This is a genomic window from Candidatus Magnetominusculus xianensis, assembly GCA_001541255.1.
Lineage (GTDB): Bacteria > Nitrospirota > Thermodesulfovibrionia > Thermodesulfovibrionales > Magnetobacteriaceae > Magnetominusculus > Magnetominusculus xianensis.
In genome coordinates, this window is record LNQR01000018.1 from 40,428 (window position 1) to 63,079 (window position 22,652).

The window sequence follows — 22,652 nt, forward strand, 5'->3', positions numbered from 1 at the left end:
TGGGCAGTTAAACTGGTCAGAGGGGTTGGCGTGTCTTCATCAATTTGACCAAAACGACCTTTATAAAATTACCGTCTTTGTCGAAATCAAAGGCAATTCGGGCGTATCCGGCAGCATTACAGTCATCGCAGCCATCCCTAAGGACAAAGAGGAAGTAATAACGCTGAGTACCAGCCTCAACAGTCTGAACTTTTTCAAACTTTGCCCCAACTGGAGAAAATATGATATTAGGAGTCATTGTAATAAACTTAGAGTATTTCGGGTCATCTTTGATATTGATTTTAGCAATGGCAGTCTTCTCAACAGGAATTATTGATGGGGCAGCGTTTACCAGAACATGTTCGACAGTAGTGTTGTCCTCGCCGCTGGTATATGAATATGATACGGTAATCAGATCAACAATGCCCAGCTCTGCAAAAGACATTACCATGGCATTGCTGCCGTCGAGTTCGATGATGGTATGGATGTCATCGGGGCCGAACTGTTTTACCTCCGGGGCTGCGCCCTCCTCCGCCGCGCTAACACTGACTGAACTTACTACCGCAGCACACAACAACAGGGCTAAAAACAAATACCTCAACATCTGTCTTCCTCCTCCGGTGGTAGCTCAACGCTGACACATAGATAGTATACATGATTAGTTAAAAAATATCACGTGCAATAGCACATTGCCCAGGGCAAACGCATTTGGAAATTACAAATAGACTGATAGGGGTATCGCCTCCCCCCTACTTAAACGCAAGCCCCCGGCTTTCGTGCCAGTCCTGCGGATTTTCAAGGTAGGACTCGATTTCTTTCTTTGTGTCGTCGGGGATTAGTTCCATTTTTGACCAGTCAGTTATTGCGCCTTTTAGTGTGCATAGCGGATGCAATTCAACGTTCATTCGCTTTAAAAAATCATTGCCCCCCTGCTCTCTGTCGAATACCACCAGCGTGTCGCTTATCTGTGCATTTGCTGCCCTGATTGCACTTATAAACCCCTCTTTACTCCCGCCGTCCGTTATCAAGTCTTCTACCAGTAATACCCTGTCCCCTTCTTTTAATATACCTTCGATGAGCGAACCCATCCCGTAGCCCTTCGGCTTCTTCCTTATGTATACCATCGGTCTTGACAGCCTGCCAGCTATATATGACGCAAATGGTATCCCAGCCGTCTCACCACCCGCTACTACATCAAAATTTAGCCCCTTCGACATACATATGTAATGACTGAAGGCCGTGATTATATCCATCACTGCTGCATTTGATATCAACGCCCGGCAGTTTATATAAAATGGACTATAATTCCCCGACGCCAAATGAAACGGCTTCTCCACTGAGACCTTTACCGCACCCGTCTCCCATAACAACCTCGCCATCATGCCCCTTATCATATATTCCATCGTTCGTTATCCTTATTTATCCCCGTTAATGTCACCCATGTAAAACTAACAAATCCCCGATGATTTATTCAAGTATAATACTCCCAGGGGTTTGGTATTAAACTACCTTTTTATGTTAGAATCCCCTATGGCTAGTGCTAAAGGAGGCAATATGTTATTTGAGATGGTAAAAAACACAATGATGGCAGCCCTTGGGGCGCAGGAAATGCTCAGGGAGTTTATTGAAGGATTGGTAGAAAAAGGGCAGTTAAGCGAATCTCAGGGCAAGACTATGTTAAGCGACTGGTCTGAAAAGATTACCAGCGCAGGTTCTGGTATAAACATCAACATCTCAGAGCTAATAGATATGGTCATCGGTAAGATGAACCTTGCCACAAAGGAAGACATCGAAAAACTTAATAAAAAAGTTGCTGCCCTCTCACAACGCCTTGCCGCCTATGAAGACAGCCGCGCTGACGCCAAATAGAAGCGATGTTCAGCGAACTCCTCAAAATAAGAAAGACTTACAGGAACATAAACCGAATAACACAGATTCTGAATGTTTTAGTGAAGCACGGCTTCGGACAGTTTATTGAACAGTTGAACCTATATGGGCTGATCCCATTCAGAAAACGTATCAAGCTGCTAACTGGCGGGGTAGTCCTAGACAACACAGTTGCAGCAAGCCTCAGGCAGGTATTCGAGGAACTCGGCCCGTCGTTTATTAAACTCGCACAGATACTGTCATCACGTCCTGATTTGATAACAGAGCGCTATGCCCAGGAGTTTGAGAAGCTCCAGGACGAGGTACCGCCTTTCCCCTATGAAAGCGCCAAAGAGATAATCGAAACAGAACTCGGCAGACCCATAGAAGAGATATTCGCGGAGATAGAAGAAACCCCGATAGCCGCCGCATCAATATCCCAGGTACACAGGGCAACCCTTAAGGATGGCTCCATAGTGGTTGTAAAAGTGCAGCGCCCTAAAATAAAAGAGACAGTTGAAACAGACATAAGCATTATGAAGATGTTGTCCAGCCTGATGCTCAAGTATATACCGGACACAGAGATCTTTAACCCGCTGGGAATAATCTCTGAGTTTTCAAAGACGATAAAAAAAGAGCTGAATTTCTTTGAAGAGGCAAAAAACATCGAACGCTTCTCAAAGAACTTCAAAGACGGCAAGACTATTAAGATTCCCCTGCTGTACCCGGAATTCACGTCCGAACGGGTGCTGGTAATGGAGAGAATCGAGGGCATAAGGATAAGCGATATTAACTCAATAGACAGGGCAGGGCTTGACAGGGATGAAATAGCGGCAGCACTTGTAAACGCGTATTTTAAGATGATACTTGATGATGGATTCTTTCACGCCGACCCGCACCCGGGTAATCTGTTCGTCCTCTATGACGGGCGTATTGCAATCGTTGACTTCGGAATGGCAGGGTGGTTGACCCCTGTAGTAATGGAAAGCATCGCAGCGCTCCTGATTGCCCTTGTACACAAGGATTTCGAGTCACTGATAGACCAGTTCGTTGAGCTGGGGATGATAACAGACGAGATGGATGTAGACCGATTCAGACAGGACTTCCTGTCAGATATGATGGAACTTCTCCTGCCGCTTTATGACAGTGCGCTTGCGGAGATTAACTTCGCCGAGTACCTGAACACTGTGACGCATCTTGCGATAAAACATAAGCTGAAGGTACCATCGTCTCTGCTGCTCATAGACAAGTGCCTGCTTATCGTAGACAACACGGTAAGGGAGCTGGCACCTACCTTTAACTTTATCACTGCCGCTGCACCCTACACATCCACACTGATGATGAAAAAATATGGCCCTAAGAGGGTGTTTGATAAACTTGAGAGACACCTGTCCGGCCTCGCCGACTCACTAATAGACACACCAAAAAAACTCCGTGTACTTCTAAGGCGGATGATTGCCGGAGACTTCACAATAAAGTCTCAAATAGCAGGCATAGACCGTCTGACAAGGGACTTAGAAAAGTCATCCAACAGGTTGTCTTTCAGTATTGTTATAGCATCAATAATAATGAGTTCATCGATACTGACACTCTCAGGGACGGGTGCGAAGATATTCGACATCCCGGCAATAGGAACTCTGGGCTTTACAATTGCGTTTTTCCTGGGCATTTGGCTGATAATATCAATACTGCGCTCAGGCAAACTATAAATTTATTACCAGCCCCGCCTCTTGCAGTCAATGAAATTATTTGTATGTATAAGCTATAATACGTCTTATGAGACTATCTCTAAGTAAGAAAATAAATATCCTTTTGTTTCTGATTACTTTGACAGGCGTCCTGGAGCTGTCCACCATATATTACTACCAACTGCTGCAAAAGGACGACTCCAGAGTTATAAATCTTGCGGGCAAACAGCGAATGCTCTCTCAAATGGCTGCGAAGTACGCACTCTCAGCCGCATACGGAGACTTCTCCGACAAAGAGAATCTCGCGAAAACCGTCACCGAGTATGAACTAAATCTTCACACGCTCTACAAGGGTGGAACTATATCCGGGGCTAAATATCCCCCCGCACCTGCACGAATGGATGCTGTGTTTAAGGAAAACATCTCCATGCTTGAGACATTCAAGGGCAGCGCTATGGATATAGATATGGTAGATGCACAAAACAGCAGGCTCAAGTCAATATATCTTGAAGAAAGTACTGCACTCCTTAACATAAGCAACCGAATAACGAACGAACTTGAGTCTATCTCTGGTTATAAAAATGAACATCTGAGAGTCATACTCCTCTTCATGACGGCAGCCGGTGTTCTGATATTCATATTTGGAGGACTGAAGGTTTATAATCTTATGAGACCACTAAGGACACTTGCCCATGCTGTCAGCAAGGTCGGAGCGGGGGATTTCTCACAGGAGATTGCCCTGCCGGAGTCAAACGACGAGATCCGGGACCTTGCCTCTGCCTTTAACGACATGGCCCATAACCTGCAAAACACGGCTGTATCCAAGGACTATCTTAACGGTGTTATTGATGCGATGGGCGATATGCTCTTCGTCATAGATATCTATGGTAAAATAAAAACAGTTAACCACACTGTATGCAGCATCCTGATGTATAACGCGGATGAGCTTATTGGCAAAAGGGCAGCAAATCTCTTTTCAGATGGCAATGTTATTGAAGAGAAACTTAAAGAAGTGCGCATACTTGACCACTTGGAAAAAATTAGCAGAATAGAATTATGGTTAATAACCAAAAGCGGTGGGAAGATAGCAGTTCAGTGCAGCTTCTCTATGATGAAAGGGACTGAAAACGGTGACATCGTCTGTGTAGCCGCTGACATCACCGTAAGAAAACGCTTTGAAGACGAGCTAAGAAAACTGTCCATTGCCGTCGAACAAAGCCTCAGCTCAATTATTATTACCGACAAATACGGCAGTATAGAATTCGTAAATCAAAAATTCACAGAATGTACCGGGTACACGCTCTCTGAGGTTAAAGGGAAAAACCCAAGTATATTGAAGTCCGGCAAGCACCCCCCGGAGTTTTATAAACGCCTGTGGGATACGATAACGGCAGGTGAGGAGTTTCGTGCCGACGTGTGTAACAGAAAAAAGGACGGCACACTCTACTGGGAATTCCTCTCAATAGCGCCAATAAAAGACACAGTGGGAAATATAACGCATTTTATAGCCGTAAAAATTGACGACACCGAGCGCAAACACGCCGAGGAACGCCTTAAACAACTCGCCCACTTTGACATGCTCACCGGCTTGCCAAACCGCTCTCTCTACGAAGACCGCCTGAGACAGACGCTCCTGCAGGCCAAAAGGACTGACTTCAACTTTGCCGTCATGTTCTTAGACCTTGACAAGTTCAAATTCGTAAACGATACGCTGGGGCATCATATGGGAGACCTGCTCTTAAAAGAAGTAGCAGCGCGGCTCAGAGAATCTGTTAGAGAATCCGACACGGTTGCCCGCATGGGAGGAGATGAGTTTCAAATCCTCCTTGCTAAAATCACAAAACCCACTGATGCCGCCAATATCGCGGGGAAAATAGTGAAGGCAATGAACGAGCCGTTTATTCTGGACGGGCAGCAATGTAACATTGGTGTAAGCATTGGCATAAGCATATATCCCGACAACGGGGATAACATGGAGCAACTGACAAAAAATGCTGACATGGCGATGTACCAGGTAAAAGAACATGGAAAAAACTCGTTTAAATTCTATGACGCTTCTATGGATGTGGCCATCTTAGAGAAAATAAACCTTGAGAAGGCGCTCACCTCTGCACTGAAGAATAATGAATTATTGCTGCACTACCAGCCGCAAATAGATATTAAGAATGGTAAACTCGTAGGATGTGAGGCCCTTATTCGATGGCAGCACCCCGAAATGGGAATGATATCTCCTGTCAGATTTATCCCGCTGGCCGAGGAGATAAATCTGATATGTCCAATCGGGGAGTGGGTGGTGCGTGAGGCATGTGCTCAGAACAAATTGTGGCAGCAAAGCGGCTTCCCGCCGCAGCGAGTAAGCGTAAACCTCTCCGCTCATCAATTCAAAGACGCTACACTTGCTAAAAAAATAACCACAATACTTGAGGAAACAGGCCTTGACCCCAAATATCTCGATATCGAATTAACAGAAAGCGGCCTGATGCAAAACGTTGAACTAAGTATACAAATAATGAACGAACTGCGTAAACTTGGCGTAAACATCTCCATAGACGACTTCGGAACGGGATATTCGTCGTTGATATATTTAAAACGCTTCCCAATCGATATACTGAAAATAGACCAGAACTTTATAAGAAACTGTACTACAGACCCGTCTGACGCCGTAATCACATCAACGATAATCTCGATGGCACATAGCCTGAACATCAAGGTAATAGCCGAAGGTGTGGAGACAATAGCACAGCTCGAGCTGCTCAGGATTTTTGATTGCGATGAGGTTCAGGGCTATATTTTCAACAAGCCAATTCCACCGGAGGAATTCTCAAAACTCCTCGAAGAGGAACACATCTTCAAACTGCTTGACTAAGACATGGTACACGCACGCCAGCGCCGTCCTGCCCTCCTCTCACTGCCTTTCCTACCTTATTAGCCGCATCGTGACATCAACATTGCGGCAAAATTGGCAAGGGCGGCGGCACTGGCGGCGGCAGCAGTCTCAGGCGTATATGCTCACGTGTTTACCTGTGCCCACCGGATTAAATGGTGGAGTTGCAAGTGCCCGCAACTCCCCGTTTGATGGGACCGAGTTAACGAGCTTCATCGCCATGGCCCCAGTGAAGCGCCCAATGTCTAACGACTTTGCCAATACACCAACGTCTGCCATATACCTTAGTCCTACTGCAGCGCTGTCCATTAAGAAAAACCTCCATGTTTGTGCCTGTCGGCTCAGTGTCATCAGGACACTGTTAATATTCAATTATACTTTATCATATGAAATTTACCGGGGTCAATTCTTACCTGCAATTGTGTGTATCCTGTCCAGGATTTTACCGGCTATCTCGTCTGGACGGAATTTTGGGAGAAAATCGTTAGCGCCGACCTGTTTGGCCTTTGATACGTTGGACTTGTTGCTTAGTGAGCTGTGCAGTATGATATAAAGCCCTGAGAGCCTTGAATCCCCCTTTATCTTTCTCGTAAATGTGAACCCATCCATGCCCGGCATCTCAATATCTGATATTATCATGGCAAACCTGTCTGTAATCGGGACGTCCCCCTTTGAAAAGTCCTCCAGTAGTTGAAGTGCATTAACCGCGCTTTCCATCATTGTATATGTGACGCCCAATTTGTCCATGACTGATTTCAACATCATCCTTGCTGCCTTTGAATCATCGACGACGAGCAGATGGTAGTCCTTAAAGTTAATGGCTACAGCCTCTTTTTCGAGGTTAACCTGAAAATCACCGGAGAGTTCTTCTTCGACGCCTATTGTCTCTGCGAGTATTTTTTCTACGTCAAGCAGTTGAATCGTCTTGCCGTCGTCCGTATATGCAAGGGCGGTCAGGCACGCCGTTTTGCTCATGATAGCCGAGGGGCTTTTCACGTCCTCCCAGCTTCTGTTAATAAGTGTATTCGGTGAATTTATTAAAAATCCATGAATAAGATAGTTGTATTCACACACTATGACATAGCTTATATTATTTTTATAGTCAACTGGTTCCATCTCCAGTGCTTCTGACAAATCAATAACGGTAATGGATCTACCTCTAAAGTTTATTGTACCTTTTACAGCTTGGTGGGAGTTAGGCATTTTGGTTATTTTGGGCGGACACTCAAGGACTTCGATTATTTTAAACACGTTTATCCCGTATAACTGGTCATCGCTGAGGTAAAATGTCAGCATCTCCAATTGGTTTGACATGGCCAGATTTGTCCTTTGTTCGATTTCATCTGCGATGTTGCTCATCCCTAACCTCCAAGATATAAACTCTTCTATTTACTATAGCTCTACTTATCGGCATTTGTATAGTGGAAATTAATACCATTGAATAAAATAAATTAAGCTGGAGTGGTCCCCCCTCGAAAAACTTGAAGGCCACGCCCCGTAGTCTGAACCACCCCAAACCACCTGCATTCGTGGGCTAAACCCTGTGACTTGAGTGTGACTTGAGCACGCTTAATTAGTCCTGCGGTATCACGCGCACTGTAGTAATGGGCACACCAGGGCCCTGCGTCACAGAGGTCAGTTCGTTTACGCGCCAGCGGAAGAAGTGCAGCGGGACAAATATCATCCCCGCAGGTATCTCCTCAGAGATGCGTACCTTCATCGTGGCAGCCCCGTTTTTGGACTCAACCTTTGCATTTCCGCCGTCTTCAAGCAGGTATTTATCTGCATCCTGAGGGCTGACCTGTACAAATGCGTCCGATATGACGTGCGTAAGGCTTGTTGACATAGCTGAGAGCGCCCCTGAGTGCTGCATCAGGTTTCCCGTAACCAATACGAGTGGGTATTTAGTGTCAGGTTTTTCGGCTAGTTCAAAAGGCACGGGGGCGTATTTCCATTTCTCATGCGGCAAGTCTACCTTTATAGAATCAATCTCTTCACGTATGGTCTTGAGGCTGTCTGCCCCTATGGGGACATTCATTACCCTTGCAAGGTTTCTGAGAATCTGCCAATCGGGCATTGATTCCCCTGTTGAGGCAACAATTTTATTGACGTCCTGATAAATTCCGGCCATATTAATGAATGTGCCCTCTTTTTCTGACCAGCTCGATGCCGGCAGCACCACATGTGCGTATCGTGCGCTGGCGGTCATGCGTATGTCCTGCACTACGATAAACTCAAGCGACTGAAACTTATCCTCAAGTTTCTTTAAATCAGGATATGTTACCAGCGGGTCCTCACCCATCAGATAGAGCGCCTTGATTGAGTCTTTTTCATATAGCATGTTAAACAGGTCTTTGCCTGGTTTATCAGTTATCTTCACATAGCCGGGCAGATAGCCCGGAGTTACGCCCATCTTCCATAGGCCGAATGTGTTTGAGTACTCTGCTGGCATTTGAAGGGCACGCGGGCCGTCGCCTGTCAGCATTACGAGATTCGCGGCAGCAAGCAGCGAGTTTAATCCCTCAAGATTACTTGCCGGTGTGGCAGCAGTCGTAACAAGCCTACTCTCAGCCGATAAGAACCTGGCTGCTGTGTCAATCAGCTCATCCCTGCCTATCCCTGTTAATTCGCTGACCTTATCTGGGGTATAGTCATTTAGCAGCCCCGCCATCTCTGAAAAATTCGCGATATTCCCTGCTGACTCATTTTTCAAATGTATCCCCTCGTCAATAGCCGTCTTCATGATGCCATAGACAAGCGCCTGCGCCGTGCCGGGTTTGATTCTAAGCCATGTGTTGGCGTGTCTTGTGAGTTTTGTCTCTCTGGCGCTGGCCACAATGAGGTGCGCCCCGTGCTGCCGTGCCTCGATGAATTTCAGTCCCCAAATAGGATGTGTTGCCGCTATGTCTGTCTCCAGCACGAGCAGTACTTTTTTCGCAAGTGGAGAGTTAAAATCAATAGGAAGTTCGTGAAGGCCAAATGCCGTCTCTATTGCCTTAAATATCTTTGCATACCCGAAGTATGCCGAGGAGTCTATATTGTTAGTGCCTATAACAGTGCGCATGAATTTTTGCAGCACATAGTTGTCTTCGATTGAACAGCGTGACGAGCCAATCGCCCCAATGCTGTCCGGGCCGTGAGCGGTTAATACCTGTTTCATGCCGCTGGCTATCACATACATAGCCTCCTCCCATGAGGATGGGACGAGTTCGCCGTTTTTCCTGACCATCGGGGTCTTTAATCTGTTGCTGGAGTATATGTAGTCCGTGCCGTAGCGGCCTTTTGTGCAGAGGTCTCCCTTGCTTACACCCTTGCCGTCTACGCCTCTGGCGTTGAGAATCCTTCCTTCTCTAATATCCAGCGTAATGGTGCAGCCCACGCCGCAGTATGGGCAGATGTTGTCCTTTTGTTCGAGGAACCAGGCCCGCGCACGGTGGCGGAATGGTTTACTACCAAGCGCCCCTACAGGACAAGCGTCCACGCACTGCCCGCAGAATTCGCAGTTTAGAGTTTCCTCAAACGGTGGGCTTACCTTTGTGCCAAACCCCCGGCCAATGAAGTTTATAGCTCCTACACCCTGATGTTCCCAGCACACGCGCACACAACGTCCGCACATTATACACCTGTTGGTGTTTATATCTATCAGTGGATTGGCTATGTCTTCAGGGTCGGCCTTTTTCTCCCCAGCATAGTTGCTGCTGCTGGAGCCGTACATGTATGACATGTCCTGGAGTTTACACTCACCGGCTTTGTCACAAATCGGGCAGTCCAGCGGGTGGTGGACAAGCAGAAGCTCAAACACCGTCTTCCTTGCCTTCAGCACATCTGGCGTAGAGGTATACACTACCATGCCATTTTCAGCCGCCGTCGAACACGACGTATAGAGCTTTGAACGCCCTTCTATCTCTACAAGACATATGCGGCAGCCACCAAACGGTGTAAGTCGCTTGTCCCAGCACAGGGTAGGGATTTCTATGCCGTTTGCCTTAGCGGCAACAAGTATTGTTGTCCCATCGGGGACCTGAATTTTTTTATCGTCTATAATTAAGTTTACCATGAATCAACCTCCTCGGCTACGCTTGGCTCAATGCGAATAGAAACAAACGGACAGGTCTCAAAGCAGCTCCTGCACTGTATGCACAGTGCCTGGTCTATCAGGTGGGGTTTTTTCTTTTCGCCGCTTATAGCCCCCTGCGGACACTTCCTGGCGCATGAGCCGCACCCCGTACAGGTCTTCGGTTCTATTACAAAGGTTGACAGTGTCCTGCACTTGCCAGCCTGACACCAGTGGTCTTTAATATGCGTTTCAAATTCCTCTCTGAAATATTTTATGGCAGTCAGCACCATAATAGGAGATGTCTGTCCAAGTCCGCAAAGCGTAGTGCGCTTTACCTCAAAGGCTAATTCGGCAAGCATGTCAATATCTTCCAGCTTCCCGCGCCCCTCGGTTATGTCGAGCAGCTTATCGTACATTACCTTTGTCCCTATACGGCATGGGACACACTTACCGCATGACTCGCCGTGTCCGAACTCCATAGCGCCTAAGGCCTCGTTGACCATGCAGGTATTATTGTCCATGATGATTAGATTGCCTGAGCCGACGATAACACCAGCCGCCGTTATATCCTCATACGTAGCAGGTGTGTCGATTAGAGACTCAGGGATAACTCCACCTGTCGGGCCTCCGATATGAACTGCCTTGAGTGTGCTTTTCTTTTTCAGTCCCCCGCCTATTTCATATACTATTGACCTGAATGTCGTTCCCATGGGGATTTCTATCAGGCCGTTTAAGTTGACTGCACCGCCGAGGGTAAATATCTTTGTCCCCGGGGAGGAATGCGTTCCAACTGACCTGAACCATGCCTGACCGTTTGCTATAATAAGCGGCACATTGGCAAATGTCTCCGCGTTGTCAACTATTGTTGGCCTTCCCCACAGGCCGCTTTGGGCCGGATATGGAGGCTTAGGAGTGGGAAAACCGCGCTTTCCCTCCATTGAGCGAATAAGTGCCGTCTCCTCACCGCAGATGAATGTCCCTGCCCCGAAGGACACGTCTATTGTGAAATCAAATCCACTGTCAAAAATATTATCTCCAAGAAAGCCGCAGCCACGCGCCCTTTCTATTGCCGTATGCAGCCGCCTCAGTATGAAGAGGTTGTCCGGTTCTCTTACATAAATAAAGCCCTTTGCGGCACCGATTGCCCGTCCTGCTATTATCATGCCTTCAATGATGGAATGCGGGTCATTTTCTATTATGCTTCTTGAGATTGGGCCGGCGTTACAGATAACATATTTCGTATGGTCAGGCCTGTTCATACTGATTTCCCATTTTAAGCCGGTTGGGAAACCACCTCCGCCTCTTCCCCTCAGGCCGGAGTCCTTTATCTCCTTTACTATCTCCTGAGGTTTCATAGCAGTAACCGCCCTGACCAAGCCTGTGTAACCGTTGTGGAATATATAAGCCTCTATGTCGTCAGGCTGGATGAGACCGCTTTTGTTGAGTACACGTCTTGTCTGTAGGCTAAAAAATGGAATATCCTGCCGGTTAGGGATTGATTTTTTTTCCTTGATGTCTTTATATACAAATCTATCAGCCGGTTGGCCCTTTATGAAATGTTCGTCAACGATAGCAGGGACATCTTCGGGTTTGAATGCCTGATATAATGTCATATCAGGATAGACGTTGATCACAGGGGATTGATTGCAAAAGCCATTGCAGCCGGTTTCATAGACGGAGACCTCTGATGATGAAATACCCTTTTTTTCCAATTCGCCGGACAGATTCTCCTGAATCTTTAAGCTGCCACGAGCTGCACATGCAGAACCGCCGCAGACGAGAATAGACGCCTTTGTGCCGATAGTCCTGGGGTCTTTGTATTTTTCTCTGATTATCTTTAAGTCTTCTATGGTTAATTTTTTAATGCTTCTGTCAGTGGCTCTAACTTTAATCGCAGGCATACGGGCCTCCTCAGTGATAATCTTTTAATATATCTAATGTCTTATCAGGGTCAACGGCGCCGTGGGTATCGTAGTCAATCTCCACAATAGGGGCAAAGCCACAAGCACCGAGACAGCGTACGGTTTCAAAGGAGAACTTCCCGTCGGCTGTTATGTTATCTTCATTAAAATTCAGGTTTCTTTTTAATCTGGTCAATATCTGGCCTGATTTTTTTGCGTGACAGGCGTTGCCTACGCATACCCTTATGTGGTGCTTGCCTCGCGCCTTCATTGTGAAGTAAGGATAAAACGACACTACTGAATATACCTCACTAACAGGAATCCTTAATCCGTTGGCTATGAATCTCTGCACGGAAGGTGGCAGATAGCCTATCAGGTCCTGGGCAGACTCAAGAACCCTCAACAGTGAGCCTGGAACAGACTTGTACTCGTCTATAATATTGTTCAGGGCCTCGGTCTTCTTTTTGGCGTCAGGTTCGGTATCTGGTTCAGCGGTAGATAAGGCCTTTATTTTCTTTATAAGATATGTGGCCTTCAATATTGTCTCAAGGAGTGTATGCGGGGAAAATGGCTTTGATATATAATCAATTATTCCCAGCTGCAGGATGTCTTTGATGTTTTGCTGAGAGGTAAAACCCGTGATGACAACAATCCCAGTCGATGGTTTAAGCGCATTTATCTGTCTTATCAGTTCGAAGCCGTCTATGCCGGGCATATTCAAGTCCGTTATGACAATATCGTAGTCGTTGTCCCTGATAAGTTCTATGGCCTTGCTGGAGTCGGTTGTGCCGGTAATCGTAAAGCCTTCAGGGGCGAGAACACTATCACAGCTTTTGACCACTATATCATCATCATCGACTATTAGTATGTTTCCTTCCATGTATATTGCCTCCGCGTCTTAATTTACATAATTACTTTGGATTGTACCGGCGACTGAGAGAAGTTCCTCAGGCAGGAATGGTTTCTTTATAACGCCGTCTGCCCCAAGTTCTAAAGACTTGTCTGACGTCTCTGTCGTGCCATAACCGGTCATCACTACTACCTTTAGTGAAGGCCATCTGCCTCGTACCTGTTTCAGCAGTTCAAAACCGTCCATTCCGGGCATTATCAGGTCGGTTATCACAAGGTCAAATCCTTCGTCTTCTATGAGCTTAAGGCCGTCCATGACATTGGAAGACAAAAACACACTATAGCCGTCTGTCTCCAGCACCCTCTGACAACTGACCCGCACAATATACTCATCATCTATTACAAGTACCTTTTTATTCCGCATACCCATATACCCCTCTACGGCTGACATTCCAGCCAGTTATTCATTACAAACCTTTTGTATTATACAACGAAAGCCTGAAATTAATAAATCCCTTGTTAAACAATTCGAGATTGACCCAAAAGGATAGAATGATAGTTTTGAAATGAGGGTCTGTTACATGACTTCCAGCACACGTGTTGATCGGAGATTTATGAATTCAGCAACGAATTTTGTAAATGCTCCTGTTCTCTCATCGTCCTTAAGTGTAGTGTCGGTAAGCAATTTAGATTGTTCAAGGATGACCGCAATTGATGAACCCGGCTTTTCCCCTTGACCCAGTAAAGTTAAAATTGACTTCTTTTGTTTTGCTAACGCGGGCACAGCAATTATGGCGTCGTTATTGTCTGTATCCCGAGGAAACATTTTAACAACTGCAGATGTTGCCTTCGTCATTAATTCCTCATTATCATTAGCAAATAATGGGATAAGAATATCTTCTAATGTTCCTCTGCCTGGATTTTCTCCCCACACATAAACAGCTTTATCGCCAGCAACTCTGCCAAAGTCTGAGTGAGGAGCCTTTCCCCAATCCTGAGTGATAAAATCCTCGCCATTATTTATTGAGCAGAAGTTAGTTGTAACATCGCAACAAATATCTTTGATTCCTTTAGCATCAGCATCATAGACAAACAAATATCGAGTAGAATCAACGACATCCTCTGCACCCTGAGGAAAAGTTCTGGCATCCTGCAGGGCTTCTAAATAATCTGATATTAAAGTCCTTACCTTGTCATAATTATCTTTCCCACCGCAGTTGAATAACAGAATCATATGGTTACCATTTTGCAAAATTGTATCTGGTAGAAAAAACTTATGGGCCATATCCAAAGATAAATCACCTTGCACGTATTCTTGTACAGTCTTCTTGAATATCGCATTAAAAGGTGAAGGAAGCTCTTTAAATTTTGCTTTTACTATTTTAAAATTCAGTAGTTTGCGTAGAACCATTCTGACATAAGCTACATCATGCGGCCCTTCACAAAACGTAAGAAGGGCATTGATACTTTTAATCATTGAGCCTTCCTCAAATCAACATCAGCTATGCGTAAAAGATTTGAGTATTTCTGACCTCCAAATCCCCTTACCTCTAAGGCTCCCTCTGAATTTGGAACCAGCGCGTAACAGGATATGTCTTCTTTTTTATCAATATTCTGGACAAATGAATCAATACATTCCTTACTATGGCTGGTTAAAAATACCTGAACATTAAATTCTACTGCGAGCTTATAGACAAATGGTGCAAATCTTGCCATAAGATCAACATGGATAGCGTTTTCAAATTCATCAATCAACAAAATACCATTTTGGGCTGATGCAAAGAGCAGTGACATAAAGAATATGCGTTGAAGTCCTTCTCCATAGGAGGTAAGGTCAGGGGTCTCATCAAACCTTGAATCGGTTACAAGGAACCGCTGAGAATCTTCAACTAAACGAATGTCACTAATGTTTGGCTCAATCTCTAGTCTTATGAAATCGAATATCTTAGGGAGAGCCTTAGAGCGAACGCTCTTCTGATAAGAACTTGAATAATGTCGGGATTCATTTAGAAAGAATGGACTGCTGTATATTGCTTTGCACAGGAGCTTAATGGAATCAGCTTGCGAAACCCTCTCCCGCCCTTTGAAAATGCGAGTTAGCGATTCTTGTTTGTGGCTGTCAAATTGGGAGGTAATTTCTACCGATTGCAGATATTTTGACATATCCAGAGATTCACCACCTTCCTGAATGACAGAGATAGTTACATCGGCCTGTTTGCCGTCAAAAACGCCTTTAATAGAAATTGGCCTTGCAATCTGATTCAAAAGCCATTCTGCTTGAATGCGCTCTTCAGGGATTTTACCGCGCCTCTGAATTACTCCAAGTATACCGTCGAAATCATTCTGGCGGGCAAGCAGATAAATGGCCTCAAGCAAGGATGTCTTTCCAGAATTGTTCAAACCAGCCACGAGATTGATACGAGCAAGTTTGTCTATACAGATATTCCGTAAGCATTTATAGGATTCAATCGTAATCGAGCTAAAATGAGAATCGATTTTATCAGAGAAAATATTAGTCTGCTCAACACCTGAAAGGCTAGCACCATTCGCCTTATCAAATAAGCTCAGAAATGGTCCAAATGTTTTCCCAAATGACTTACGCAGTGCTAAGATGTAATCACTGATAGTCACTGTATTTCTAACTGCACCAGCAAGATCACGTGTGTTTAGTAAATAGTCAAAAGCCTGTTCATTCCTAAGGATTCTTGAAATGCTAACGACATCATCACGTTTCTGTATTAATGGTGAGTCATATTTGCTTTCCAATGGTTCGTATGAGAGCCAGCTAAAAAAAAGAGCGCGATTTACGTTATTGGCTGCGATATTCGTAGTGTCATCCCAGCCAAGCCACTCCTTCAACGCTGGAATGCGTACAGCTTTAAGAAAGAGCGGAAACATTGATTCCTTGAACTGATCACCATAATCAGACTCACGATATTGGTTGGCTAAGGCCAGAGCCCTCAAACTCCCGCGCAACTCATACTTGCTAACATCTATTCTTTTTATAATCTCATTTTCATCTAACTTGTCTTCAAGATATAATTTTTCAATAGCCTTTGCGATATCCCATTCAGACCGTTTATGTTCTTCGCTCATTATTTACTCCCTCTCTCTCAGCCCGAGTTTCTCTTCCATACCCATATGATAATCATTTATGAGGTATGTTATCAATAGCAGCAATGCCGATGTTTTTATCTGTTCTGGATGTAGGCCAATTTGACCTATTGACCTCACCGCCAGAATCAGTTAAACTACCACTGTCATGCACTACTCGGAGTATGTCTCGTTGCAGCTTGGGGTCACATGGAAAAAAAAATAAACAATGTGATAGGCAAGTTTAAATCTCTCTTGTCAGATAAAATCATGGTTTGTGAGCTGGTTGTGTTCGGTTCATGGGCTAGGGGGGATTCAGCGGAGCATTCCGATCTGGATATTTTAGTCATTGTAAATGAATCCAACCGCTATATAGAAAGTATAATAAGCGGATGTGCGTGGGAGGCAGGGTTTCCCGAAGACATCGTTGTCGTTCCCATAGTGATTACCATTGGTGAATTGAGAGACAGCCCAATACGGGAATCGTCATTTATTAAGACGGTGTACAGGGAAGGCATTCTGGTATGAATGAGGAAATACTTCTTCTTGTAAAATATAGACTTGAACAGGCAGAGGACTGCCTTAAAGAAGCCCTATTATTGCAAAAAGAAGGCATGAATAACCGTGCAATACTAAACCGTTTGCGTTGTTTTACAGCGTGTTGGCGCTGCTTCAAACAAAACAGATGGGAACGTCAAAACACTCTGGTGCAATTGCTTTGTTCGATAAGGAATTCATTAAGACAAATGTTTTCGATAAATCTATGTCTAAGATTTTACATCGCGTATTTGAGCTTAGACAAAAAGGCGACTATGTGGAATATGCAGACATATTAGATGAGGATGTCTTGGAACTGTTTCCACAGGTTGAGAATTTCGTAAATTCTGTGAAGAGATACTTGTTTACCGGTCAATAGCAAAAATTCTATTGACCTCACCGCCAGAATCAGTTAAACTACCACTGCCATGAACCACTCGGATTATGTCTCGCTTCATCTTCATACTGAGTATAGCCTGCTTGATGGGGCTGTACGAATAGATGAGCTTGTTGAAAAGTCTGTCGAGTATAAAATGCCAGCGGTTGCCGTTACCGACCACGGCAATCTCTTCGGAGCTATCGAGTTTTATAAAAAGGCCATCGACGCCGGTGTTAAACCTATCATCGGCTGCGAGGTCTATGTAGCGCAAGGCAGCCGTTTCGACAGAGGAAAAGACAACGGTAAGGGGTCGTATTTCCATCTCATCCTGCTTGCAAAGGACATGGACGGCTACAAGAACCTCGTATCGCTTGTCTCAAGGGCATATCTGGAAGGATTTTACTACAGGCCGCGCATCGACATGGACCTGCTTGAGCAGTACAGCGGTGGGCTCATCGGCCTCACCGCATGTCTCAAAGGCGAAGTGCCATACTACCTGCAGCGCGATATGATTGACAACGCCAGAGAAGCAGCCCTCAGATATAAACATATCCTTGGCCCGGGAAACATATACCTGGAGATTCAAGACAACGGCATCCCGGAACAAATTGATGTAAACAGAAAACTCATCGAACTCTCCAAAGAACTCAATATCAAACTCGTTGCCACAAACGACACCCATTATCTGAAAAAAGAAGACTCCGTCGCCCACGACATCCTCCTGTGTATTCAAACCGGTAAGACCGTCTATGACACGGACAGGATGCGATTTAAGACAGACGGCCTGTATTTCAAATCCCCCAACGAGATGAAGGCCGCCTTTTCAGAAATCCCGGAGGCCGTGTTAAACACCAGGGAAGTGGCCGATAAGTGTAATCTTACATTTAAACTATATAAAAACATGCTCCCCCAATACGCAATCGAAAACGGCCTGACCCCGGATGATTACATGGAGAGGCTTGCCCGTACTGGTATAAAGAAAAAACTCGGCAGCACTATTGCCCCTGACTACGCAGAACGATTCGAGACCGAGCTGAAGATAATCAAAAAAATGGGGTTTTCGTCCTATTTCCTTATCGTCTGGGATTTTATCAACTACGCAAGGACTAAAGATATCCCCGTCGGCCCAGGGCGCGGCTCTGCCGCTGGCAGCCTCATAGCCTATAGCCTTGACATCACCGACATCGACCCGCTTAAATATAATCTCCTGTTTGAACGCTTTCTCAATCCAGAGAGAATCAGTATGCCAGACATAGACGTGGACTTCTGCAAGGACAAACGCGGCGAGGTCATTAACTATACGGCTGAGAAATTCGGTAAAGACCACGTAGCCCAGATAATCACCTTCGGGACAATGGCCGCTAAGGCCGCAATACGCGACGTAGGGCGGGCGCTTGCAATGCCCTACTCCGAGGTTGACAAGATAGCCAAGCTAATTCCGGCAACCCTCAATATAACCATTAAAGAGGGACTTGAGGCCGAGCCTGAACTCAGAAATGCATATGCAAAATCAGAAGACGTGCGCCGCCTCCTTGACATCGCTATGCGTCTTGAGGGCCTGTGCCGCCACGCCTCTACTCATGCGGCAGGGGTTGTTATATCGCCTACACCGCTTACCGATTACACGCCGCTGTATAAGCATCCATCTGAAGACGCCGTTATTACCCAATTCGACATGAATTCGATAGAGAAAATCGGCCTGCTTAAGTTTGACTTCCTCGGCCTTAAGACGCTGACCGTTATTCAAAAAACCCTGGAGTATTTCAAGGAACGCAATATAGACTTTGACTTAAAGCATATCTCATTCGACGACAAGAAGACGTATGACTTACTGAGCTCTGGGCTTACCACAGGGGTGTTTCAGCTTGAGAGTCCAGGGATGAGGGATATACTGATAAAGATGTCGCCCAACCGGTTTGAAGACCTCATAGCCCTTGTTGCACTCTACCGTCCCGGTCCAATTGGCAGCGGCATGATAGATGATTTTATTAAGAGGAAAAAAGGCCTGACACCTGTTCAGTATGACCTGCCACAGCTTAAGGAAATCCTTGATGAGACCTATGGAGTTATTCTTTATCAGGAACAGGTGATGAGGATAGCAAATAAACTTGCGGGCTTTTCAATGGGTCAGGCAGACATACTGAGAAAGGCAATGGGTAAGAAAATAAGCCACGAGATGGACAAACAGAAGGATGCCTTTGTCGATGGGGCTGTCAAAAAGAACATCAGGGAGAAAATGGCGGTTAAGATATTTGATCTCATGGCGCTGTTTGCCAAGTATGGCTTTAACAAGTCACATTCGGCTGCCTATGCCTATATCTCATATCAGACGGCATACCTGAAGGCACACTTTCCCGTGGAGTTCATGGCTGCGAACCTTTCATGTGAAGACGGCTCGGACAAGGTTGTTAAGTTCATCAAGGAATGCCACGAGATGTCAATAGAGATACTCCCCCCTGATATTAACAGGAGCCACAGCAAGTTTACAATCATCGGGTCTGCGATAAGTTTCGGACTTGAGGCGGTTAAAGGCGTTGGAAGCGCTGCTATCGAGTCGATTCTTGAGGTGCGTCAGGGCAAGCCCTTTGCCTCATTAGAGGATTTCATTCAAAGGGTGGACTCACGCAAGGTGAATAAAAAGGTCATAGAGAGTTTGATAAAGGCCGGTTCGTTCGATGTGCTGATTAAATCCAGGGCTATGGCCTTTGACAGCCTTGATATGCTCCTGACAGGGATGCGCTCGATGCCATCGCTATTTGGAGACCCTCTCGATGTTAAACACACCGGACAGGTATATGAATGGGAAGAAAGCGAAAAACTGGGCTACGAGAAACAGGCCCTTGGGTTTTACATATCAAGTCACCCGCTAAGGAGATATGAAGCTCAACTGAAGAGGATAAACATAGCCAAAACCTCTGCCCTTGACGATATGCCTACAAACGAAGATGTACGGCTTGCCGGTATTATAACCTCTATAAAAAAGAAACAGCTAAAGGATAAAAAAGGCCAAATGGCAATATTAAATATCGAGGACGACGACGGCTCTGTAGAGGCAATCGTGTTTCCAGACGTATTTCAACGCACAGAGCCGCTATTGAAAAAGGACACAATTGTCATTATCTCCGGAAGACATGATTCCTCTGAAAAGGGACACAAGATAATTGTCTCTGCCGTTGCGCAGCTGCAAAGGGCGCTTGATGAACAGTACTCGAAAATAGAGATAACGCTTGACTCAACGCACTGCAGTCACGATACGCTTGTTAAAATAAAAGGCGCCCTTCATACGGCAAAAGGCGACCTCCCAGTTTACCTGCGCCTCAATGACAGCGAAAAAGAGACCGTAATTGTAACATCATACTGTGCCTCTAACGACATTGTGTTAATAGATGAGATTGAATCTCTGACTCGTAAGGGCGCTGTTGCGCTAAACTAACTCTGTTGACGATATGAAGATATATTTAGATTTTGAAAGGCCCATAGAAGAGCTTGAACTTAAAATAGAAGAGCTGACGCAGTTAAGTGGCACTAACGGCACGGGGCTGGAGTCGGAGATAACTGCCCTCAGGCAGAGGCTTCAAGAACTCAGAAAAGAGATATTCCTTGGTCTGAGCCCGTGGCAGAAATGCCAGCTTGCCAGACACCCTGAACGCCCCTATACGCTGGACTATATAGAGAGAATAACAACTGAGTTCACAGAGCTTCACGGCGATAGGAGGTTCGCTGATGACCCGGCCATTATAGCGGGTTTTGGCATGATTGACACTATACCGGTGATGATAGCGGGGCATCAGAAGGGCAGAGGCACAAAAAATCGAATTATCAGGAACTTCGGCCAGCCCCATCCAGAAGGCTATAGAAAGGCCCTGCGCATTATGAAATTAGCAGAGCGATTTAACCTGCCCATTGTAACGTTTGTGGATACGCCTGGCGCCTTCCCCGGCATTGGTGCTGAGGAGCGCGGTCAGTCTGAGGCAATAGCGACAAATCTAATGGAGATATTTTCTATTGGTGTACCAATTATATCAATAGTTATAGGTGAGGGGGGAAGCGGCGGGGCGCTGGCTCTGAGTGTTGCTGACAGGCTTGTCATGCTTGAACACTCCGTGTACTCAGTAATCTCGCCTGAGGGCTGCACAGCAATACTCTGGAGTTCGGGGAAGGTGTTGAATCAGGATGACTATGCACGCGCTGCATCGGCCTTAAAAATGACCGCTGCCGATTTGATGGCCTTTAACATAATAGACGCGGTCATAGAAGAACCGCAGGGCGGTGCCCATAGAGACCCTGCCGAGTCTGCTGCTAATGTTAAAAGGTATATTCTCCGTGAGATTGAAAAACTAAGGGGCATACCAGTTGAGCAGCTCATAGAGACAAGACATCAGAAGTTCAGAAACATCGGCGTATATGCTGAAAACGCTGGACAGGTGTCTTAGATTCGGACTGGAATGAGACAAGCGAGGGCTGGATGTTTAGCGGCACCAGAATAGAGTTTGAGAAGAGAACAGTAACGAAGATGATTGGGTTTTACTGTAAAAAACTCCATCACTCAAAGGGCGTCCTCTGTGCGGAATGCGCGGCACTGCTTGAGTATTCCCATAAGCGTCTGGATAAGTGCGTATATCAAAACGACAAACCTACGTGTTCAAAGTGTACTATACACTGCTATAAACCAGACAGACGGCAGCAGATCAGGGATGTGATGAGGTACTCTCAACCGCGAATGCTGCTGAGAAGACCTGATTTGGTAATTTTGCATACAATAGAAGGCCTGTTTAATAAGAAAAAGAAGAGATGAATATAAAAGTAATATTAGAAAAAGCTGAGAATGGTTATTTTGTTGCCCATTGTCCGTTATTAAGAAGTTGCTGGTCACAAGGCAAAACAGCATGTCCCACTTATTTGCATCAGACTTCGTGCAATGTGGGATTGTCCTGTGTGCAGCAGTGAAATGCCTTTCTGCTCTAACCATCTGAATACCATAACACCAAACGTACTCATACACATCATGACAAACCTCATCAAGGAATTTGACCCTCAAATGTGCGTTCTGTTTGGGGTAGTTCACGAAGAACATGTTCCCGTCTTTTTTAAGTACACGGTATAGTTCTTTCGCTATTGACAGTTTATTTAAATTTATGTACGAGCAACGACACAAGACAACCCATGGATCATTAAACAGCAATCCTAAACTCGGCTCCGTCACCTGTGTTTCTAAAAGTGAGGCTGCCGTCCATGCTTTTTTCAATTATCATCTTCGACATGTACAATCCTATTCCCGTCCCTTCCATATCAGATTTAGTTGTGAAATAATATTCAAATATACTACCAGCAATAGTGTCAGGGATGCCGCCGCCATTATCACTTATCAATGTTATAATCTTGCCATCTTCTTTCTTAAGCGTGATTATTATGGTCCCGA

At 45.5% G+C, this 22,652-nt stretch carries 19 protein-coding genes; 8 read left to right on the plus strand and 11 right to left on the minus strand.

Features of this window, described 5'->3' with window-relative positions:
- Positions 1–16: 16 nt before the first annotated feature.
- On the minus strand, positions 17–583 hold the full coding sequence (locus ASN18_RS01850) for a hypothetical protein (protein ID WP_085050897.1): 567 nt from the start codon (positions 581–583) through the stop codon (positions 17–19).
- Between the two features lie 145 nt (positions 584–728).
- Positions 729–1,382: an orotate phosphoribosyltransferase gene (gene pyrE / locus ASN18_RS01855; RefSeq protein ID WP_085050898.1), complete on the minus strand. Its 654-nt coding sequence runs from the start codon at positions 1,380–1,382 to the stop codon at positions 729–731.
- Positions 1,383–1,533: 151 nt separating this feature from the next.
- Between pyrE and ASN18_RS01860 the strand changes: the two genes are divergently transcribed.
- The 3 genes from ASN18_RS01860 to ASN18_RS01870 all read left to right on the plus strand — a co-directional run bounded on the left by ASN18_RS01860 (position 1,534) and on the right by ASN18_RS01870 (position 6,399).
- Complete coding sequence (locus tag ASN18_RS01860; protein WP_085050899.1) at positions 1,534–1,848, plus strand: phasin family protein; 315 nt, start codon at positions 1,534–1,536, stop codon at positions 1,846–1,848.
- Positions 1,849–1,853: 5 nt separating this feature from the next.
- Positions 1,854–3,554 carry an ABC1 kinase family protein gene (locus ASN18_RS01865; protein ID WP_085050900.1) on the plus strand — a complete coding sequence of 567 codons (1,701 nt, stop codon included), beginning with the start codon at positions 1,854–1,856 and terminating at the stop codon, positions 3,552–3,554.
- A gap of 67 nt (positions 3,555–3,621) precedes the next feature.
- The gene (locus ASN18_RS01870) at positions 3,622–6,399 is read left to right on the plus strand and encodes an EAL domain-containing protein (protein WP_085050901.1); all 2,778 of its coding nucleotides are present in this window, start codon (positions 3,622–3,624) and stop codon (positions 6,397–6,399) included.
- 129 nt (positions 6,400–6,528) lie between these two features.
- On the opposite strand, the gene ASN18_RS01875 is transcribed toward ASN18_RS01870, so the two are convergent.
- The 8 genes from ASN18_RS01875 to ASN18_RS01910 all read right to left on the minus strand — a co-directional run bounded on the left by ASN18_RS01875 (position 6,529) and on the right by ASN18_RS01910 (position 16,320).
- The gene (locus ASN18_RS01875) at positions 6,529–6,789 is read right to left on the minus strand and encodes a hypothetical protein (protein ID WP_157072781.1); all 261 of its coding nucleotides are present in this window, start codon (positions 6,787–6,789) and stop codon (positions 6,529–6,531) included.
- Between the two features lie 30 nt (positions 6,790–6,819).
- On the minus strand, positions 6,820–7,776 hold the full coding sequence (locus tag ASN18_RS01880) for a chemotaxis protein (RefSeq protein ID WP_085050903.1): 957 nt from the start codon (positions 7,774–7,776) through the stop codon (positions 6,820–6,822).
- Between the two features lie 214 nt (positions 7,777–7,990).
- A complete protein-coding gene (locus ASN18_RS01885) occupies positions 7,991–10,474 on the minus strand; it encodes a molybdopterin-dependent oxidoreductase (protein ID WP_085050904.1) in 2,484 nt (827 codons plus the stop codon).
- A complete protein-coding gene (locus tag ASN18_RS01890; protein ID WP_085050905.1) occupies positions 10,468–12,375 on the minus strand; it encodes an NADH-ubiquinone oxidoreductase-F iron-sulfur binding region domain-containing protein in 1,908 nt (635 codons plus the stop codon). Before ASN18_RS01890 ends, ASN18_RS01885 begins: the two co-directional genes overlap by 7 nt.
- A 10-nt stretch (positions 12,376–12,385) precedes the next feature.
- Positions 12,386–13,255 carry an NAD(P)H-dependent oxidoreductase subunit E gene (locus tag ASN18_RS01895; protein WP_085050906.1) on the minus strand — a complete coding sequence of 290 codons (870 nt, stop codon included), beginning with the start codon at positions 13,253–13,255 and terminating at the stop codon, positions 12,386–12,388.
- An 18-nt stretch (positions 13,256–13,273) separates the two neighbouring features.
- Positions 13,274–13,648 (minus strand): response regulator, encoded by a 375-nt coding sequence (locus tag ASN18_RS01900; protein ID WP_236861432.1) that lies wholly within the window; start codon positions 13,646–13,648, stop codon positions 13,274–13,276.
- 153 nt (positions 13,649–13,801) lie between these two features.
- Positions 13,802–14,701, minus strand: coding sequence for a hypothetical protein (locus ASN18_RS01905; protein WP_085050908.1), 900 nt, complete (start codon positions 14,699–14,701; stop codon positions 13,802–13,804).
- Positions 14,698–16,320: an AAA family ATPase gene (locus ASN18_RS01910; RefSeq protein ID WP_085050909.1), complete on the minus strand. Its 1,623-nt coding sequence runs from the start codon at positions 16,318–16,320 to the stop codon at positions 14,698–14,700. Before ASN18_RS01910 ends, ASN18_RS01905 begins: the two co-directional genes overlap by 4 nt.
- Before the next feature lie 207 nt (positions 16,321–16,527).
- Here ASN18_RS01910 and ASN18_RS01915 point away from each other — a divergent pair, with 207 nt between their 5' ends.
- From ASN18_RS01915 to ASN18_RS01935, 5 genes are all read left to right on the plus strand, one after another.
- Positions 16,528–16,845 carry a nucleotidyltransferase domain-containing protein gene (locus ASN18_RS01915; RefSeq protein WP_085050910.1) on the plus strand — a complete coding sequence of 106 codons (318 nt, stop codon included), beginning with the start codon at positions 16,528–16,530 and terminating at the stop codon, positions 16,843–16,845.
- Between the two features lie 118 nt (positions 16,846–16,963).
- A complete protein-coding gene (locus tag ASN18_RS01920) occupies positions 16,964–17,233 on the plus strand; it encodes a HEPN domain-containing protein (RefSeq protein WP_085050911.1) in 270 nt (89 codons plus the stop codon).
- A 49-nt stretch (positions 17,234–17,282) separates the two neighbouring features.
- Positions 17,283–20,666 carry a DNA polymerase III subunit alpha gene (locus ASN18_RS01925; protein ID WP_085050912.1) on the plus strand — a complete coding sequence of 1,128 codons (3,384 nt, stop codon included), beginning with the start codon at positions 17,283–17,285 and terminating at the stop codon, positions 20,664–20,666.
- A 13-nt stretch (positions 20,667–20,679) separates the two neighbouring features.
- Complete coding sequence (locus ASN18_RS01930) at positions 20,680–21,666, plus strand: acetyl-CoA carboxylase carboxyltransferase subunit alpha (protein WP_085050913.1); 987 nt, start codon at positions 20,680–20,682, stop codon at positions 21,664–21,666.
- A 32-nt stretch (positions 21,667–21,698) separates the two neighbouring features.
- Positions 21,699–22,028 (plus strand): nitrous oxide-stimulated promoter family protein, encoded by a 330-nt coding sequence (locus tag ASN18_RS01935; RefSeq protein WP_085050914.1) that lies wholly within the window; start codon positions 21,699–21,701, stop codon positions 22,026–22,028.
- Between the two features lie 376 nt (positions 22,029–22,404).
- On the opposite strand, the gene ASN18_RS01940 is transcribed toward ASN18_RS01935, so the two are convergent.
- Positions 22,405–22,652, minus strand: a 248-nt coding sequence (locus tag ASN18_RS01940) for an ATP-binding protein (RefSeq protein ID WP_236861433.1), incomplete at its 5' end; no start/stop codon positions are given.

Excerpts from the sequence above, each read along its gene's own strand:
- ASN18_RS01850 (WP_085050897.1), bottom strand. The coding sequence starts at position 583 with ATGTTGAGGTATTTGTTTTTAGCCCTGTTGTTGTGTGCTGCGGTAGTA.
- ASN18_RS01930 (WP_085050913.1), top strand. The coding sequence starts at position 20,680 with ATGAAGATATATTTAGATTTTGAAAGGCCCATAGAAGAGCTTGAACTT.
- ASN18_RS01885 (WP_085050904.1), bottom strand. The coding sequence starts at position 10,474 with ATGGTAAACTTAATTATAGACGATAAAAAAATTCAGGTCCCCGATGGG.
- ASN18_RS01900 (WP_236861432.1), bottom strand. The coding sequence starts at position 13,648 with ATGCGGAATAAAAAGGTACTTGTAATAGATGATGAGTATATTGTGCGG.
- pyrE (WP_085050898.1), bottom strand. The coding sequence starts at position 1,382 with ATGGAATATATGATAAGGGGCATGATGGCGAGGTTGTTATGGGAGACG.
- ASN18_RS01860 (WP_085050899.1), top strand. The coding sequence starts at position 1,534 with ATGTTATTTGAGATGGTAAAAAACACAATGATGGCAGCCCTTGGGGCG.
- ASN18_RS01880 (WP_085050903.1), bottom strand. The coding sequence starts at position 7,776 with ATGAGCAACATCGCAGATGAAATCGAACAAAGGACAAATCTGGCCATG.
- ASN18_RS01905 (WP_085050908.1), bottom strand. The coding sequence starts at position 14,701 with ATGATTAAAAGTATCAATGCCCTTCTTACGTTTTGTGAAGGGCCGCAT.
- ASN18_RS01910 (WP_085050909.1), bottom strand. The coding sequence starts at position 16,320 with ATGAGCGAAGAACATAAACGGTCTGAATGGGATATCGCAAAGGCTATT.
- ASN18_RS01890 (WP_085050905.1), bottom strand. The coding sequence starts at position 12,375 with ATGCCTGCGATTAAAGTTAGAGCCACTGACAGAAGCATTAAAAAATTA.
- ASN18_RS01895 (WP_085050906.1), bottom strand. The coding sequence starts at position 13,255 with ATGGAAGGAAACATACTAATAGTCGATGATGATGATATAGTGGTCAAA.
- ASN18_RS01870 (WP_085050901.1), top strand. The coding sequence starts at position 3,622 with ATGAGACTATCTCTAAGTAAGAAAATAAATATCCTTTTGTTTCTGATT.
- ASN18_RS01865 (WP_085050900.1), top strand. The coding sequence starts at position 1,854 with ATGTTCAGCGAACTCCTCAAAATAAGAAAGACTTACAGGAACATAAAC.
- ASN18_RS01935 (WP_085050914.1), top strand. The coding sequence starts at position 21,699 with ATGTTTAGCGGCACCAGAATAGAGTTTGAGAAGAGAACAGTAACGAAG.
- ASN18_RS01925 (WP_085050912.1), top strand. The coding sequence starts at position 17,283 with ATGAACCACTCGGATTATGTCTCGCTTCATCTTCATACTGAGTATAGC.
- ASN18_RS01915 (WP_085050910.1), top strand. The coding sequence starts at position 16,528 with ATGGAAAAAAAAATAAACAATGTGATAGGCAAGTTTAAATCTCTCTTG.